The sequence below is a fragment of the Litorimonas cladophorae genome (assembly GCF_014652455.1).
Lineage (GTDB): Bacteria > Pseudomonadota > Alphaproteobacteria > Caulobacterales > Maricaulaceae > Litorimonas > Litorimonas cladophorae.
The window spans coordinates 980,735-996,720 of the sequence record NZ_BMYV01000001.1 but is presented as its reverse complement, the minus strand read 5'-3'; the positions used below and the strand labels follow the sequence as shown (position 1 = coordinate 996,720).

12 protein-coding genes are annotated in these 15,986 nt (G+C 52.0%); 6 read left to right on the top strand and 6 right to left on the bottom strand.

The features are described from left to right. The first annotated feature begins 10 nt into the window (after nucleotides 1-10). Genes IE073_RS04815 through IE073_RS04805 form a run of 3 tightly spaced genes read left to right on the top strand, consistent with a single transcriptional unit; the run spans nucleotide 11 to nucleotide 3,789 of the window. The gene (locus tag IE073_RS04815; protein WP_189581999.1) at nucleotides 11-1,456 is read left to right on the top strand and encodes a leucyl aminopeptidase; all 1,446 of its coding nucleotides are present in this window, start codon (nucleotides 11-13) and stop codon (nucleotides 1,454-1,456) included. 5 nt (nucleotides 1,457-1,461) lie between these two features. After that, nucleotides 1,462-1,911, top strand: a complete 450-nt coding sequence (locus tag IE073_RS04810) for a DNA polymerase III subunit chi (RefSeq protein ID WP_189581995.1) — start codon at nucleotides 1,462-1,464, stop codon at nucleotides 1,909-1,911. A gap of 57 nt (nucleotides 1,912-1,968) precedes the next feature. Then, nucleotides 1,969-3,789 (top strand): DUF885 domain-containing protein, encoded by a 1,821-nt coding sequence (locus IE073_RS04805; protein WP_189581992.1) that lies wholly within the window; start codon nucleotides 1,969-1,971, stop codon nucleotides 3,787-3,789. 57 nt (nucleotides 3,790-3,846) lie between these two features. Here IE073_RS04805 and IE073_RS04800 read toward each other — a convergent pair whose 3' ends face one another. The 3 genes from IE073_RS04800 to IE073_RS04790 form a co-directional block, all read right to left on the bottom strand. Beyond that, on the bottom strand, nucleotides 3,847-5,172 hold the full coding sequence (locus tag IE073_RS04800; protein WP_189581989.1) for an ABC1 kinase family protein: 1,326 nt from the start codon (nucleotides 5,170-5,172) through the stop codon (nucleotides 3,847-3,849). Nucleotides 5,173-5,332: 160 nt separating this feature from the next. Then, a complete protein-coding gene (locus IE073_RS04795; RefSeq protein WP_189581986.1) occupies nucleotides 5,333-7,708 on the bottom strand; it encodes a 3-hydroxyacyl-CoA dehydrogenase NAD-binding domain-containing protein in 2,376 nt (791 codons plus the stop codon). 24 nt (nucleotides 7,709-7,732) lie between these two features. Continuing rightward, nucleotides 7,733-8,941: an acetyl-CoA C-acetyltransferase gene (locus tag IE073_RS04790; protein ID WP_189581983.1), complete on the bottom strand. Its 1,209-nt coding sequence runs from the start codon at nucleotides 8,939-8,941 to the stop codon at nucleotides 7,733-7,735. A 315-nt stretch (nucleotides 8,942-9,256) separates the two neighbouring features. Between IE073_RS04790 and IE073_RS04785 the strand changes: the two genes are divergently transcribed. Together IE073_RS04785 and IE073_RS04780 are read left to right on the top strand one after the other, a co-directional pair. Further along, a complete protein-coding gene (locus IE073_RS04785) occupies nucleotides 9,257-9,763 on the top strand; it encodes a hypothetical protein (RefSeq protein WP_189581980.1) in 507 nt (168 codons plus the stop codon). A gap of 66 nt (nucleotides 9,764-9,829) precedes the next feature. Continuing rightward, nucleotides 9,830-10,633 carry a S1/P1 nuclease gene (locus IE073_RS04780; RefSeq protein WP_189581977.1) on the top strand — a complete coding sequence of 268 codons (804 nt, stop codon included), beginning with the start codon at nucleotides 9,830-9,832 and terminating at the stop codon, nucleotides 10,631-10,633. Nucleotides 10,634-10,640: 7 nt separating this feature from the next. On the opposite strand, the gene IE073_RS04775 is transcribed toward IE073_RS04780, so the two are convergent. Together IE073_RS04775 and IE073_RS04770 are read right to left on the bottom strand one after the other, a co-directional pair. After that, the gene (locus IE073_RS04775; RefSeq protein ID WP_189581974.1) at nucleotides 10,641-10,940 is read right to left on the bottom strand and encodes a putative quinol monooxygenase; all 300 of its coding nucleotides are present in this window, start codon (nucleotides 10,938-10,940) and stop codon (nucleotides 10,641-10,643) included. A gap of 1,122 nt (nucleotides 10,941-12,062) precedes the next feature. Continuing rightward, a complete protein-coding gene (locus IE073_RS04770; RefSeq protein WP_189581971.1) occupies nucleotides 12,063-12,806 on the bottom strand; it encodes a LuxR C-terminal-related transcriptional regulator in 744 nt (247 codons plus the stop codon). Nucleotides 12,807-13,082: 276 nt separating this feature from the next. Here IE073_RS04770 and aspS point away from each other — a divergent pair, with 276 nt between their 5' ends. Beyond that, nucleotides 13,083-14,918 (top strand): aspartate--tRNA ligase, encoded by a 1,836-nt coding sequence (aspS, locus tag IE073_RS04765; protein WP_189581968.1) that lies wholly within the window; start codon nucleotides 13,083-13,085, stop codon nucleotides 14,916-14,918. Between the two features lie 81 nt (nucleotides 14,919-14,999). Here aspS and IE073_RS04760 read toward each other — a convergent pair whose 3' ends face one another. Further along, complete coding sequence (locus tag IE073_RS04760; RefSeq protein ID WP_189581965.1) at nucleotides 15,000-15,845, bottom strand: pentapeptide repeat-containing protein; 846 nt, start codon at nucleotides 15,843-15,845, stop codon at nucleotides 15,000-15,002. Between the last annotated feature and the right edge of the window lie 141 nt (nucleotides 15,846-15,986).

Genomic DNA, 15,986 nt, shown 5'->3' with positions numbered 1-15,986 from the left:
AGGCATTTTTATGAAAGTTAGTTTTTCTAAGTCGGGAGCCGCTAAATCTGGTTCAGCGCTCGTGATTTCCGCCAGTGGCGTTGATCACGCCTATGAGGAGGCCGTAACAACGGCCGCCGCCAAAAGCGCAGGTTTCCATGGGAAGGCCAACGATGGCTTTTCCACATATGTCGAATCAGGTGTACGCGTTATTATGCGTGGCCGGGGCGATAAAGACATTTTCGACTATGAGATGGCTGCTGCAAAAGTCGCGAAATCTTTGCGCGGTACGGGTGAAACAGAGCTGACAATCCATCTGACTGGAACGGATGCCACGGCGGATGATGCGGCAAGGGCTGCGCTGGGCGCACGTCTGGCCAGTTACATCTGGAACAAACATAAATCCAAGGCGACCAAGTCCAAGAAACCTGACCTGAATTCTATCACAGTAGTTTGCGATAATGCCGACGCGGCAAAATCCGCTTATGAGAATTTTTACGGTCCCGCTGGTGACGGTGTCGTGCTCGCTCGTGACCTCGTCAACGCACCGCCAAATGAAATTTATCCCGTTGCTTATGCAGAGCGGATCAAAGGCCTAGAGACGCTCGGCCTTGAGATCGAGATCCTCGGCGAGGCCGAAATGAATAGGCTGGGTATGCACGCTCTTTTGGGTGTCGGTCTTGGCTCCGAGCGTGAAAGCCAATTGGTTGTCATGAAATGGAATGGCGGCAAAGACGGTGACGCGCCTGCGTGTCTGGTCGGGAAAGGTGTCACTTTTGATACGGGTGGCATCAGCCTGAAGCCTGGTGCGAATATGTGGGATATGAAAGGCGATATGGGCGGTTCCGCTGCGGTCGTCGGCACAATGTGCGCTTTGGCGACACGCAAAGCGAAAGCTAACGTCATCGGTATTGTTGGCCTCGTTGAAAATATGCCAGATGGTAAAGCCCAACTTCCAGGCGATATCGTTGTCTCGATGTCGGGTCAGACAATTGAAGTGCAAAATACGGACGCCGAAGGCCGCTTGGTCCTTGCCGATGCGCTGCATTACGCCGTGACGAAATATAAGCCAGCGGCGATGATTGATCTTGCGACGCTCACAGGCGCCATCATTGTGTCATTGGGTGACAAATATTGCGGCTTGTTTACGCCTGATGATGATTTGGCGAAACAGATTTCCAACGCGGGCGAAACCTCGACGGATTTGGCGTGGCGTCTGCCGCTCGACGATCATTATGACAAAATGCTCAACAGCCCGAATGCCGATATGAAAAATATTGGCGGACGTGCGGCGGGATCGATCACCGCGGCGCAATTCCTCAAACGTTTTGTCGGTAAAGATACGCCTTGGGCGCATTTGGATATCGCGGGCACAGGCATGGTCAATGGCAGCAAAGACCCGCGCCAGCCCACCTTTGGAACAGGTTTTGGCGTGCGATTGCTCAATCGATGGATCGCCGATAATCACGAAGGTTAGCGGCTTTGCCAACCGACTATTGGTTTTATCACTTAGAGGCCTCGACGCTGGAAGGCGTCTTGCCAGGCTTGTTGGAGAAAACCTTACAAAAAGGCTGGCGGGCGCTTGTGAAATTGCCCGCTGCCAAGCTAGAGCAGATGGATAAATTGCTCTGGACGTTTCGCGACGACTCCTTCTTGCCTCATGGCCGCGAAGACGAACCGCAGTCCGACCTCCAGCCCATCCTTCTAACGGCAACGCTGGACAGCGCAGCTGGATTTGACGCTGTGTTCCTGATCGATGGCGCGGAAATGAGAGAACTGGCAGACGCTTCCCGCGCCATGGTTATGATCAACGGACGATCGCAAGACGACATTGCGCGCGAACGTGAACGGTGGAAGCGATTGAAAAGTGAAGGGGCGAGTTTGGCCTATTACCAACAAGATGATCGTGGGCGCTGGACGAAGAAGGCCTAGCGAAAGCCTTGCGTCTCTCAAACTTATCGATTATCGATAAGTCAAAGGGAGAGTGCTATGGGATGGATTAGAAAAACAGCTTTGGGAACTGCGGGCCTAATCGGACTTGGCGCGTTTGGGGGATATCTCTGGTTCTGGGGTGCGCCAGTCGGCGTCAATAATTACATCAATAAAGCCTCTCTACAGATGGTCGCCGATAGCCCAGAAATGCTGAGCTATATGGGGATGATTGATAACACCGTTCTCGATTTTCACTCCGATAAGCTCGGGAGTTATACCAAAGAGCAAGACGAAATCTCGCTTGAAAAGCTCAAAGAGGCCCGTGCTGGCATGGACAAATACGGTCCAGACGGATTGGAGGGGCAAGAGCTTCTATCTTGGAAAATTACGGCGTGGTTTTTCGATGATTTAATTGCGGGCGAGGAATTTGAATATAGCGGCTACCCAATGAGCCAGCTGAGCGGCCCGATGGTCGACATGCCGCAATTCCTGACTGACACCCACGTTATCAAGAGTAAGAGAAGTGCAGAGCGCTATGTGTCCCGCGTCGCTGAATTTGGCCGTGTGATTGGAGAGATGGAAGTCCGTGTCCGTGAATATGCCGATAATGGTGTGATCGCGCCTGACTTCGTGCTCGAGAAATCCATCACGGGCATGCGCAGCTTTATAGACGGCGGTGCCAGTGAAAACCCGCTGGTGACGACACTTCCGGCGCGCCTCAAGAAAGTCGATGGGCTTTCGGATGATTTCAAAAATCAGATGATCGCCGAAGTCAAAGCGCTTGTGGAGAGCGACATAATTCCCGGCTATGAAAGCATGATCGCCCTGCATGAAGACCTCTTAAAGTCCGCTACCCATGACGCGGGAATTTGGCGGATTCCAAATGGTGAGAAAATCTACAAAACCGCGCTGCGTTCCAACACGACAACCGACATGACGGCCGACGAAATTCACAACATCGGCCTGTCCGAAGTCGCACGTATTGAAAAAGAAATGGACGCAATTCTTCAAGGTGAAGGTCTTACGGACGGTCCGCTGTCCGAACGTGTCGCCGCGATGATGAGCCGCGCAGACCAAATTTATCCTGATAATGATGCGGGCCGAGCCGCCATGATCGCGGAGCTTGAACGCTTGAACGAAGAAGTCATGGCAAAGGCTGGTGATTATTTCGTCACTTTGCCACCACAACCGCTCGAGATTAAACGAATTCCTGAATACTCCCAAGACGGTGCGCCCGGTGGCTACTATAGCGGCCCTGCACTCGACGGGTCTCGTCCGGGGCAATTCTACATCAACCTTAAGGATCCCGTTGATAATCCTAAATGGACCCTTCCAACGCTGCTTTATCACGAAGCTGCGCCAGGGCATCACTTCCAAATTTCGCGATCGCAAATGATCGAGGACGTTCCAATACTTCGCAAGATGAGTCCCTTCACGGCCTATACGGAAGGTTGGGCGCTCTATGCTGAATATCTCGCAGCAAATGATATGGGCATGTATGACGATAACCCCCTGGGAGACTTAGGCCGTTTGCAGGCCGAAATGTTTCGCGCTGTGCGCCTTGTTGTCGATACGGGGTTACATCACAAACGCTGGACCCGTGAAGAAGCGATTGACTATATGGCCGAGAAAACGGGCAATTCGGCGGGCGATGTTGAACGCGAAATCGAGCGATACGCCGTTTGGCCAGGGCAGGCGACAGCCTATAAGACAGGACAGCTCGCCATTCTCCGTTTGCGTAAACATGCAGAGGATGAACTGGGTGAGGACTTCAACTTGCGTGATTTTAATGAGCTGATCTTGGCGAATGGCGCCATGCCGCTCGGTATTCTCGATGAGGTCGTGAAAGCTTGGGTGGTCGACGAGAAACAGAAATAGTTCGGTCTTTACTGGAGGCAGTGATGATCTTGCCTTCAGTCAACAAAATCACCAATTTCAGACAACATATTTCTTGATTGCTGCATGGATATTGACCGAGGCGCGCAGACGCGTCGCCAACATATGAATACCGCCAAATTTGCGCTGCACGAAGATCATCTCGGCGGGCGGTACGTGCCAAAGATCGCGATTACCTGCCAATTCCATGCCTTTATCTCGCATCTCGATCGCGATTTGATTGTTACCAAAGTCAAATGGCGCGTCTTGGCTCAACGGTTCTATCGCGAGGCGCAGAATGTCCATGATCGCATGTTTGGTTTTAGGGGGCATATTTAAAGGTAGAAGTCCCATTTGCTCCGCGACGTCAAAACTATCCTGAGTGTTTCCCGTCAGAGCGGCGCTCATGATTTCCCCATAGGACGCAGATAATGCATCGCTGATATCGCGGCTTGCGCCGAAATCGAGCAGGACAAGCTTATCTGATTTTATATTATAGCGATAATTGGCAAAATTTGGATCGGTCTGCATGACCTTAAATTCAAATAATTCGCGTAGGGTGAGATCAATCAAAAGACTGATGACGCGGTCACGGGTTTGTTGTGACGCAATTATCAACTCCTCAATAGGCTTGCTCTCAATATAAGACATAGCAAGAATTTTATCGGTTGAGAATTCAGGGTAAAATACGGGGACTTCAAAGTTATCGTCGTCTGCTAAGAGGTCCCCGAAGCGAGTAAGGTATTCGGCCTCTCGCGTATAATCTGCCTCTTGGTGGAGTTGTTGCCGGCCCTCCTCAATGATGGGTTTGACGTCCAGTGTCGCGGGTACGAGACCTGTCATGGACAGCAGTGCAGCGACGTTTTTCACGTCACTGTCGATGCTCTCCCTTACGCCAGGATATTGCACTTTAATCGCGAGGGTTTCACCATTTTCCAAATGAGCGCGCTGGACTTGCCCGATAGAGGCAGCAGCGATGGGACGATATTCGAAGGATAGGAATTGGTTTTCCCAATTTTCTCCCCATTCTGACCTCAGGACCTTACTCAACTGTGCGCGGGGCATGTGCTGCGCGTCAGAGCGCAATTTTGCGAGAATATCAGCGAGTTCCTTGGGCAGAAAGTCGCCACTATCCATGGAAATCATCTGACCAATTTTCATGGCCGCGCCGCGCATATTCGAGAGTTGTTTCGTCAATTTCAGCGCATTTGACGGCGTGAGAATCAGATCAGAAACCCGTGGCCGTTTCCCCGATGCGAGTTGCTTTGCGCCATTCATTGCAATCCCTCCCGCAATATTCGCTGCCATACCACCAAGTCCCGCCAAACGAGACAGCCGCCGAGAGGGAACCGCGCGTCCGTCTTTGTCTTGGGGAGATTGGGGCATAAGGGACGTCTTTCGCAATTTGGGCGCGTTACCCGTGAGCGCTAAATACGTCGCGAATATGATTTAAGTTGGGTCTGTTTTTGAATGCGTCGGCTTACAAATGAGAAAGCCCCGCCAACTCTCGCTGGCGCGGCTTTCGTATTCTTGATGTCAGTTTGGCTTAAGCGGCTTTTTTACCTGCCTGCGCCGTCAGGATTTTGCTGACTGTATCTGCCTTCAAATCATCAACGCTAGCGGCGATGCCCATAGCGTTTGCGATTTTAACGACTTCAACTTCGAGCATCCGGCTCAAAGCACTGCGTGTGTAAACACGTTGCGATGACGGTGTGCTGTCAGGGTAAAGTGTCTGTCCTTTCGCCGCCATGTCACGAAATATTTGCGGTGGCGAGAAACGTGCGCCGTGGCGCTGGGCCAGCATGTCAGATGTCGCGACATAGGCATCGAGACCAATCGTGTCGATATAGGAAAGTGGACCGCCCGTATAAGGGGGGAAGCCTAATCCGAAGATCGCGCCGAGGTCTGCACTTTGCGGATCAGGCACAACGCCTTCCGCAAATGTGCGGGCTGATGGCGCGACGAGAGAGTAAAGCAAACGCTGCATCACTTCTTCCGGGGCAGGTTGCTCTTCTAGCAATGGATAGTGATCCGTCATGCCTTTCCAAAGGTCCAAACGCTTTCCGTTTTCATCATAGTTGTAGAAGCCCGCGCCAAGGCGACGACCGCCACGGTCCCATTTGGTGACCATGTTAGTGATGAACTCTTCTGCGCCGGTTGGCACATATTTGTCGCCCATTTCCTCTTGGGTTGACGTCATGATGTCATAGCCAAGTTTCAATGTTGTATCGTCGGAAACAGCCAATGGTCCGATTGGCAAACCAAGGTTGGCGGCACAGTTTTCGATCAACGCCATTGAGACACCTTCGACAACCATCAATGCCGCTTCGTTGATATAAGGCGGGAAGACTTGGTTCGTGAAGAAGCCGCGTACATCTTTGACAATGATCGGCGTCTTGCGGATTTTCTTGTTGTAATCCAACGCAACGGCGAGGGCGAGATCGCCTGTGCCTTCGTGCGGGATGATTTCGAGAAGTGGCATTTTGTCGACAGGCGAGAAGAAATGCATGCCGATATATTGCTCTGGACGGGACGAATGTTTCGCCAATCCACCAATTGGAAGTGTCGACGTGTTGGTCGCAAACACAACGTCTTTGCCGATAACAGCTTCAGTTTTCTTGATAACGTCGGCTTTGACATCTGGACGCTCAAATACGGCCTCAATGATGAGGTCGACATCCTTGAGCATGTTGTAATCATCGGTTGGTGTGATGAGCGCGAGGAAAGCATCCGCTTTCTCTTGCGTCATGCGGCCGCGTTTGACTTTTTTCTCGAGGATTTTCTGCGAGTAAGCGATGGCCTTCTGCGCTTCTTCCATATTGCGGTCTAGCGAGATGACTTCCATGCCAGCTTTCGCCGTGACGTGCGCGATACCGGCGCCCATCAAACCACATCCTAGGACGCCGACTTTTTTGATGTCTTGTTTTGGAATACCTTCTGGACGACCTGCGCCTTTATCGGCGGCATTCTTGTTCAGGAACAAGGTGCGGATCATGTTCTTGGACGTCGCACCCATGAGCAATTTCGTGATGTACTTACTCTCGATGACAAGAGCCGTGTCCATTGGAACGATAGAGCCTTCATAGAGGCAGGAGAGAATCGCTTCGACGGCTGGGTAATTGCCCTTGGTCTGCTTGAGCGCCATTGCGCCGGAAGCCATGAAGAATTGAACCGATTTCGGGTTCATGGCGCCACCGCCGCCAGGAATTTTGAAGCCTTTCACATCCCAAGGCGCAACGACGCCTTTTTCGATGTTGGCTTTGACCCAAGCTTTTGCGGCGTCGGCTGTTGTGCCAGCTGGGACAACGTCATGGACGAGGCCTTGAGCTTTGGCTTTCTGTGGGTTCAGGTTAGACCCTTGCGTACACATCATGGCCGCAGGTTGCAGACCCATCAGACGCATTGTCCGCTGCGTTCCACCCGCACCGGGCAGAAGACCGACAAGGACTTCTGGGAGGCCGAGTTTGATCTTTGGATTGTCAGCCACAACGCGGTGATGCGAGGCCAGGCAGATTTCCAGACCACCGCCAAGGGCGAGGCCTTCGATAGCGGCCGCAACAGGTTTGGCTTTTTTGCCTTCGCGTTGGATTTGACGTGTCGTCCAGCCGCCGTTCTCCATCTTGCGGAGGGCGAGTGTGAGCTTCATGCTCTCTTGGAACGCTTCTTTCGTTAGCGTTTTACCCGCAGCGTTGTTTTCGCTCATCATGTTCAAATCTGCGCCCGCGAGGAATGCGTTTGCTTTGCCAGATGTCAGCACGAGACCTTTGAGGTCGTCATTCGTGTTGAAGTCCGTGATGAAGGCGTCGAATTCATTGATGAAGTCTGGCGTCCAAACGTTCATTGTTTGGTTTGGGACGTCGATTGTCATCGTGACGATGCCGTCAGAATCCGTGTCGAGTTTAAAGTTGTTATATTTAGTCATGTTCTTTTCCGTGCCTTATCTATCTTAGACGCGTTCAATGATTGTAGCTGTGCCCATGCCACCGCCGATACAGAGCGTCACGAGGGACGTCTCTTTATCTGCGCGCTCAAGCTCATCGACCATCGTGCCAAGGATCATCGCACCTGTCGCACCCAGAGGGTGACCCATCGCAATGGCGCCGCCATTGACGTTGATGTCGCCGTGATCGATGTCGAGGGCCTGCATGAAGCGGAGAACAACAGCTGCGAAAGCCTCGTTCAGCTCGTAAATGTCGATGTCGTTGACGTTCATGCCAGCGCGTTTCAGCGCCTTTTGTGCCGCAAATTCTGGACCTGTTAGCATGATAGTCGGCTCGGAGCCGATGGAGGCCATAGAGCGGATGCGGGCGCGTGGTTTCAAACCAAGACGCTCGCCTGTTTCTTTGTTACCGATCAGGATCGCCGCAGCGCCATCAACGATACCCGATGAGTTACCCGCATGATGACGATGTTCGATTTTTTCGACGCCTGGGTATTTTTGCTGAGCGACATTATCAAAACCGAAGTTCTCGCCCATCATGGCAAAAGCTGGGTTCAGCGCGCCAAGGGACTGCATGTTTGTATTAGGACGGATGGTTTCGTCATGGTCCAAAATCGTCAGACCCAAGATGTCCTTCACTGGGACGATGGATTTCGCGAAGCGGCCCTCTTTCCAAGCTTGTGCGGCGCGTTTGTGCGACTCCACAGCATAGGCATCCAGATCGTCGCGGGAGAAACCGTATTTCGTTGCGATCAAATCAGCGGAGATGCCTTGTGGTACGAAGTAATTTGCGAGCGCCACTGCTGGGTCCGTTGCCATTGCGCCGCCATCGCTGCCCATCGGGACGCGAGACATATGCTCGACACCGCCGCCGATGGCCATGTCACATTCGCCAGCCATAACTTTGGCCGCTGCGATGTTGGAGGCTTCCAGACCTGAACCACAGAAACGGTTGACCTGAATGCCAGATGTTGTTTGCGCGTAACCCGCTTGCAGGATTGCAGAGCGCGTGATGACCGCGCCTTGTTCGCCGACGGGGGAGACGCAACCAAAAGCAATGTCTTCGATCTCAGCTGAATCAATGTTGTTGCGGTCGCGAACGGCCGACAGGACTTGAGCTGCAAGATCGACAGGTGTGACCTCATGCAGGCTGCCGTCGGATTTTCCTTTGCCGCGCGGTGTGCGCACCGCGTCGTAAATATAAGCTTCGGTCATGTGGGTTCCTCTTGCGTTAGCGCGCCAAGTGTTCGGTGTCTTGAATACGGTTCTAACGCGTAAGGGGAGTCCCCGAACGCGCACGTTCCCTATTCAGCTATGGGGTGCAGTTAACGTTCACGTTAACGTAATGCAAGGGGAGACGCGTCAATTGGCTGTGATTGTTCTTTAAATCCTGTGCGGATCGCCGAGTTGCACAAAGCAAATATTTTGAAAATTTTCTCCTGTTTTCAGGTCTGGTTCAGGCCTGATAGCGAATAGGGGTTGGATAAGTGGCGGGCGCACTGTCCTCCACAACCTAAAAAGGGGACGCATATGACATTTCATTTTCTTAAAGCGGGTAAAACTTTGGTATCTGGCGCGACGCTGGCGCTTATCATGTCTTCGACCGCATTCGCGATAGGCGGAGACGACCCGATTGACGGCATTGATATTATCGTCAAGAAAAATCCGGCCAGCCGAAAGGTCCAGCCCGGACAGTTCGGTGCAGAACAAGTCGGCCTGACCTATAACGCCGATGTGGAAAAGCTGAACGCGCGCCTGCAAGACTTTGTCGGGCAAACGTTAAAGATGAATGATTTCGCCGAAGACCGAAATGCCCGCGCCTTTATGAAAGGCGATGCGATTGCCAGCATGTCAAAAGACCTGTCCGCCCAAATCTCCGAAGGACATGCGGGGCAATCCAGCTTTACCTTTCCATCCGCAGACGGCGAAAGTAAAATGACTGTGACGATATCTATTCGGGGCGATGCGGGGACGGGCGAAGCACATCCTGAAAAAGCCATTTCTTATGGCTCAACGCGCTCCAACACTAAGGAGTAAAGAGAGTCACCAGCTCTTTTTTCACCAGTGTTGGACAAGGCTTCAGCACGGTGATAACCCTTCGCCATGCGCAAATTTCTTCTTTTGGCCGCTGCGGCCCTCTCTTTAACGGCAACGTCGGCCAACGCATGGGGGCCAACGGGTCATCGTGTCACGGCTAAGATCGCCCAGACCTATCTGACGCCTCAAGCCCAAGCTGGAATTTCTGAAATCCTTGGCGTTGAAACATTGGCGGAAGCGTCCAATTGGCCAGACTTCATGCGGTCTGCGGATGATAGTTTCTGGCAGAAGGGCTCGCCGCCCTATCACTATATCACCGTTCCGCCGGGAACGACCTATTCAACGGGGATGGCGCCGCCCGAAGGTGACGCGGTTACAGCGCTGGCGCAATTCACGCAACAAATCCGCGATGAAAGCCTGCCGATGGCGGATCGCCAACTCGCGTTGCGCTTTGCCGCCCATATCATCCAAGATCTGCATCAGCCCCTACATAATGGCAAAGGCGACGATCGCGGCGGAAACTCCGTGCGTGTCCTCTTTATGGACGAACCGCAAAATTTGCATTGGGTGTGGGATGAAGGCCTGATCGACAATCAAAAGTTGTCCTACACTGAAAAAGCCCATTGGCTGCAGCGCCGCATCACCACAGCGCAACAAGTGGAATGGACCGAAACGAACCCGCAAGTTTGGATCGAAGAGAGCATTGTCATGCGCGATAAAATCTACGCGGGCCTGGGTCCGATGGCGCCGAATACAATTCCGAACCTGCGCTATGATTATATCTATCAGCACACGGGCGATATTGACCTACGCTTGCAGCAAGGCGGCATCCGTTTGGCGGCCTACATGAATGAATTGTTCGCGGAGTAGGGCCGAACTATCCCGCTGAGATTTCAGCGGATTCATATAGCTTCATATCGGGCTTTGCTGCGAGAAGCGGAGTAAGCTCCGCGACAAATCTCTGCGACGCTTCGAGAGAGAAATGCACCTGTACTGCGGTCATGTCCGACCATTTTTCGACAAACACAAACCTTCGCGAATTCTCACAATCGACGGACACCGTGTGGCTTATACACCCAGGTTCGAGTTGCGATCTTTGGACATGTTCCAAACTGAGCGCCAGAACCGCCGACGCATTGTCCGCTTTCGCAATGATGCTGCCTAATATGATGATCATCTGAATGAGCCTTTCCATTCCATAGAAGACTTGAAATCCATTTGTTTCAACCCTTTACGTAAACGAGCATGCGCAAGGGAGTGTAGACGGCTATCCATGGATGACCGTCTACACCGCCGTAATGCGCTAGCCTAGACGATCGCTTCGACTGGCATCTGGTGCGCGTGGCGTTGGTCCCAAGCGCGCAATAAAATATCGCAATTGGTCGCCATATTTCTCATCCTCTCGCCAAAATCTGCTTTTGTGTTTTAATTTCCGAAGTGACAAAATCGTCTCCTTTTCGACATTTAATTTCCGGTGAAACGGCACTTTCACCACGAGGTTACAGCGCAAGGAAACAGCGGGGCCTTATGCCCCGTATGGGGGATATCACCTTGCGCAACCTCTGTAGGCCCCTGGATTCTCAGTCTCAAATGACGAAACGGATAACGACAATTTTGTAACCTCGTCTTGAGTCTCACGTAATGAAACGTCCAAATCGGGATCATTTTGTCATTTCTAAAAGTCTTTCCCGTTTTAAAATGAACCTTCGCGACGGAATACCCATTGAAATCAACGCGTTGAATTTTCTTTTAGGAGTTGCGTCCCCGCTCTGGGATTTCGTGTCATTTTAAAGCTGTCTTCTCACAACGGGCGACCAAGCGTACGTTGGCTTGTTCGGTGGGAAGCGGCGTTTGTCATTGGAGTTTTGCGGGTAACGTTGTGAAACTTGGGTGGCCTGCCGCGAGCTGATTCAGACGAGACTTCTGTGTTCGGCCGATTCGTGCATTTCTGTTTTCACAAAAAATAGAACCATCGAAAAATGGGCAGCCTTGGCCCAATTTTCGATTCCGAATAAACAGAATTGCACCAGGAAAAAGGCGTCGTCGCGTGGGTCCCTTCGGGGCCGAAAACATTTTTACTAACTCCGGTTCCGCCGGGCCCTTTGAATACCCACGCGAACATCCCGACTTTTCGGGAAAATTTTCCAACGCAGATTAAGAGATACAAAAGGCCAGATGAGTGATTAGGGCCTTTGAGGATAAAGAACGCGTCTGAACTAGACGGGCGTGACACCCCTTATTTGGAACCAAATTCCAAAGGGGCAGGGCAAATGTTTGAATAAGCAGTCGGCCGACGGGCTTATGTCTTCAGTTGGAGTGTCTGCGCGCGCATGGCTGCGCTGACGCGGTCCGTTGTTTCGAGTTTCAGGAAAATGTTTTTCACATAACCATCCACCGTACTTTTTGAAATTTTCAAAACAGTGGCGATCTCTGCATTTGTCTTTCCGAAGCTCATGAGCTCCAAAACCTCCGTTTCTCTTCGCGTAAACTTAATCTGCCTCTGCAAGCTCTTGATCATCTTACAATATCTGACATGCATCAGTTGGACCAAAGTTTGAATCTGGTACGGCATAATAGGCGCAAATTCTGTCTTGTCTCGGCCAAAGCCAACGAAAGCGTAGCCTCTGCGGTTGTCTGGGCCGTAAAGGGGACAGCATAATCCGTCTCCAACCTTTTTAAGCGTCCAGTTGATCATAGCCTCATGTTTGACTTCTTTCACATAGGGTTCATTGATGGTGTCCGAGAGCCAAATAGATCGTCCCTTGGCAAAGGCTGCGACGATAACTGGGTCTCGATCATATTTATTGTCCTGAGAATAGAACTCTAAAATTTCTTCAGGAACTTTATAGGGGTGGAAGTTTCCGTAGGTATTGAAGTCGAATGCACCGACAGCCGTGAAGTGTTGATAAAGGCTAACTTTGACACCGAGCGCTTTGGCTGCCCCCGTTAGCAGGTCACCGACCGTGGTCGCTGATTCAAGTGTTTTGATGACACCCAAAACCTCATCGGGCGACAGGGCCGTCTTTTTTTCGTTTCCGAGCATTAATACCCCCCTCCCGAGGGTGACGTGAATATTATATAGAGTGCATTAAATTTTTCTAGCCACCCAAGATTGAAAAAACTGTGATAGGACAACGTAGTATCAACTGACCCAATATTTACGGTGGAAGATGGCTGGGGTGATTCGCCGTAAGGGACAGCCCCATAGGCTTGACACTTTCGGCCTATCGGCTAATCCGCGCGGACATTAACCTGACGCTGCGGACCGTTTATCCGTTGGCGTCTCAAGAGCCCTGAACGCGGGCTAAAGGACTATATCATGCACGCCTTTCGCACACACACTTGCGGCGAACTTCGCCAATCCGATGTTGGGTCAACCGTCAAATTATCAGGTTGGGTCCATCGTAAACGCGAACATGCCAATGCGCTGTTCATCGATTTGCGTGACCATTATGGCATCAGCCAAGTCGTCGTTTATCCTGACGCGGAATTTTACGAAGCCGCTAAGCGCTGCCCGTCCGAGTCTGTCATCACTGTCACCGGTGAAGTCTTGGCCCGCGATTCTGAGGCCGTGAACAAGGATTTGGACACTGGCGATGTGGAATTGCGCGCCGCGACATTCCTGATCGAGAGCCAAGCTGACCCGCTGCCGTTGCCTGTGTTTGGTGAGCAAGAATATCCAGAAGATATCCGTTTGAAGCATCGCTATCTCGATCTTCGTCGCGACACATTGCACAAGAACATCATCATGCGCGGGCAGGTGATCAACTCCTTGCGTAGTCGTATGATCGCGCAAGGTTTCACGGAATTTCAAACGCCAATCCTGACAGCGTCCTCGCCAGAAGGTGCGCGCGATTTCCTCGTGCCGTCTCGTCAGAACCCCGGTAAATTCTACGCGCTTCCGCAAGCCCCGCAGCAGTTCAAACAGCTTCTGATGGTTGCTGGCTTTGACCGCTATTTCCAAATCGCCCCATGTTTCCGTGACGAAGATGCGCGCGCGGATCGCTCACCAGGTGAGTTCTATCAGCTCGATATGGAAATGAGCTTTGTCACCCAAGAAGACGTCTTCAACACGATTGAGCCTGTTATGGCGGGCGTTTTCGAAGAATTTGGCGGCGGCAAAGCCGTCACCGCACCGTTCCCGCGTATTCCGTACAAAGAGTCGATGGAGAAATATGGCTCGGACAAACCTGATCTGCGTATTCCATTCGAACTCACGGATGTTTCAGAGTTTTTCTTGGACGAAACCAAAACAGGTTTTGGTATCTTTGCGAAAATCACCAAGGGCGGCGGTAAAGTTATCGCGATTCCAGCTCCTGGCGCGACAGACAGCCAGTCTCGCAAATTCTTCGACTCCATGGATAAGTGGGCGAAGAAAGAAATGCAGGCTCCGGGGCTCGGCTATGCGCGTTTGAAAGAAGAAGATGGCGTTGTGTCATCCCAAGATCCAGCGTTGAAGAACTTTGATCCCGAATTACTGAAATCGCTTCTCGATGCGATGGGCCTCAAAGCGGGTGACGGCGTCTTCTTCTCTGCGGGCAAAAAGGCAGCGGCCTACAAGCTTGCGGGTGCAGCGCGGAACAAAATTGCGGCTGATCTGGGTCTGATCGACGAGGACGCAGGTTTCAAATTCTGCTGGGTTGTCGATTATCCGATGTATGAATGGGATGAGGACAACAACAAAGTTGATTTCTCGCATAACCCCTTTTCAATGCCGCAGGCCCCAGAAGGCAAGACGGCAATGGACGTGTTGCTTGAAGCCGACACGGATGAGAAGAAACTCGACATTCTCGCCTATCAATATGACATCGTATGTAATGGCATCGAGCTGTCTTCGGGCGCCATTCGGAATCATAAAGCCGACGTCATGTATAAGGCGTTCGAGATCGCAGGTTATGGTCCAGAGGTCGTAGACGACAAGTTTGCGGGCATGATTAACGCGTTCAAATTCGGCGCGCCGCCGCATGGTGGCATCGCACCGGGTGTCGATCGCATGGTGATGTTGCTCGCGGGTACTGACACCATTCGTGACGTGATCTTGTTCCCAATGAACGGCCAAGCGCAAGATTTGATGATGAACGCGCCAGCCGAAGTGGAGCCAGCCGCGTTGAAAGAGCTGAACATCAAGACAGTTCCCGTCGCGCCGAAAGACTAATCGGCTTAATTGGCTGTGAATTTTGAGATCTCATCCCCGTGAGAGCGGGTATGGCAAAAAACTGGGTCTTCTGCCGTGTCGCTAATGCGCCATCGCGGCTTTGGTTTGGACTAAGTCGCTATGGATGCGTTGCAGACGTGTGCGTAATGCACGGTCTCTTGGCCCTGATGCGGCGAGTAGATTCTCGACATCGGATATCGCGCGGTCGAGCCGTTCGGCGGCGTGGGTCATTTGCTCGCTCATGCCATCATGCCCGTGTTCAGCCATTTCGACGGTGACGCCTTCGCAATAAGGCAGGGACAAACCAACAGGCAGCCGCGTCTTCTCATCACCGCAGGCGACATCAAGTTGAACTTGTTTGAGGCCTTGGCTGGTCGAAAGGTCAGCGCCAGAGAAATTGGCACCATCAAATTTTGAATCAGACAATATGGCGCCTGGGAAATATGCGCCTTGAAATTGGCCGCCTTGGAACTCGCCTGCCGTCAAATTAGCCGAGTCGAAACGGACGCGCGCGAAATCAGTATTCGTGAAAGTCGCGCGGGACAGGTCCGCGCGGGAGAGGTTCGCGTCAGCCATTTTGGAATTCGGCAAACGGGCTTCTGTCAGCGTCGCATCCTCAAATACCGTGCGTGGCATGATCACGCCATTGCCTTCGACGCGATACATTAGGGCGCTTCTGAAATGCGCGCCAGTCAAGTCTGATCCGTCAAGTGAACCACCTGAAAGGTTTGAGTTATTGAAGATGCTATTTGTGAAGTTTGCATTGTTCAAACGCACACCATTCATGGCCTTTTCAGAGAGATCGCAGCCTGAACACGACCCTGCATTCATCTGAATACGGGCGTCCACGCGAATTTGCGCAGAAGCGTGTCCAGCGATTGCGACAGCTGGCAAGAGGGTGAGGATAAAGGTGCGGATATGGGTCACGGGCATCTTGTACGATAGTCGGTGGACTGAACTCTATTAAATTGATCGTAAGGTTCTGCTTCTTTACAGTGGGTGTGGTAATTTTGCCGCGCCTCTATCCTGACCATTTCTGGTCATGATTGGCACACATTGGCGCTTTAC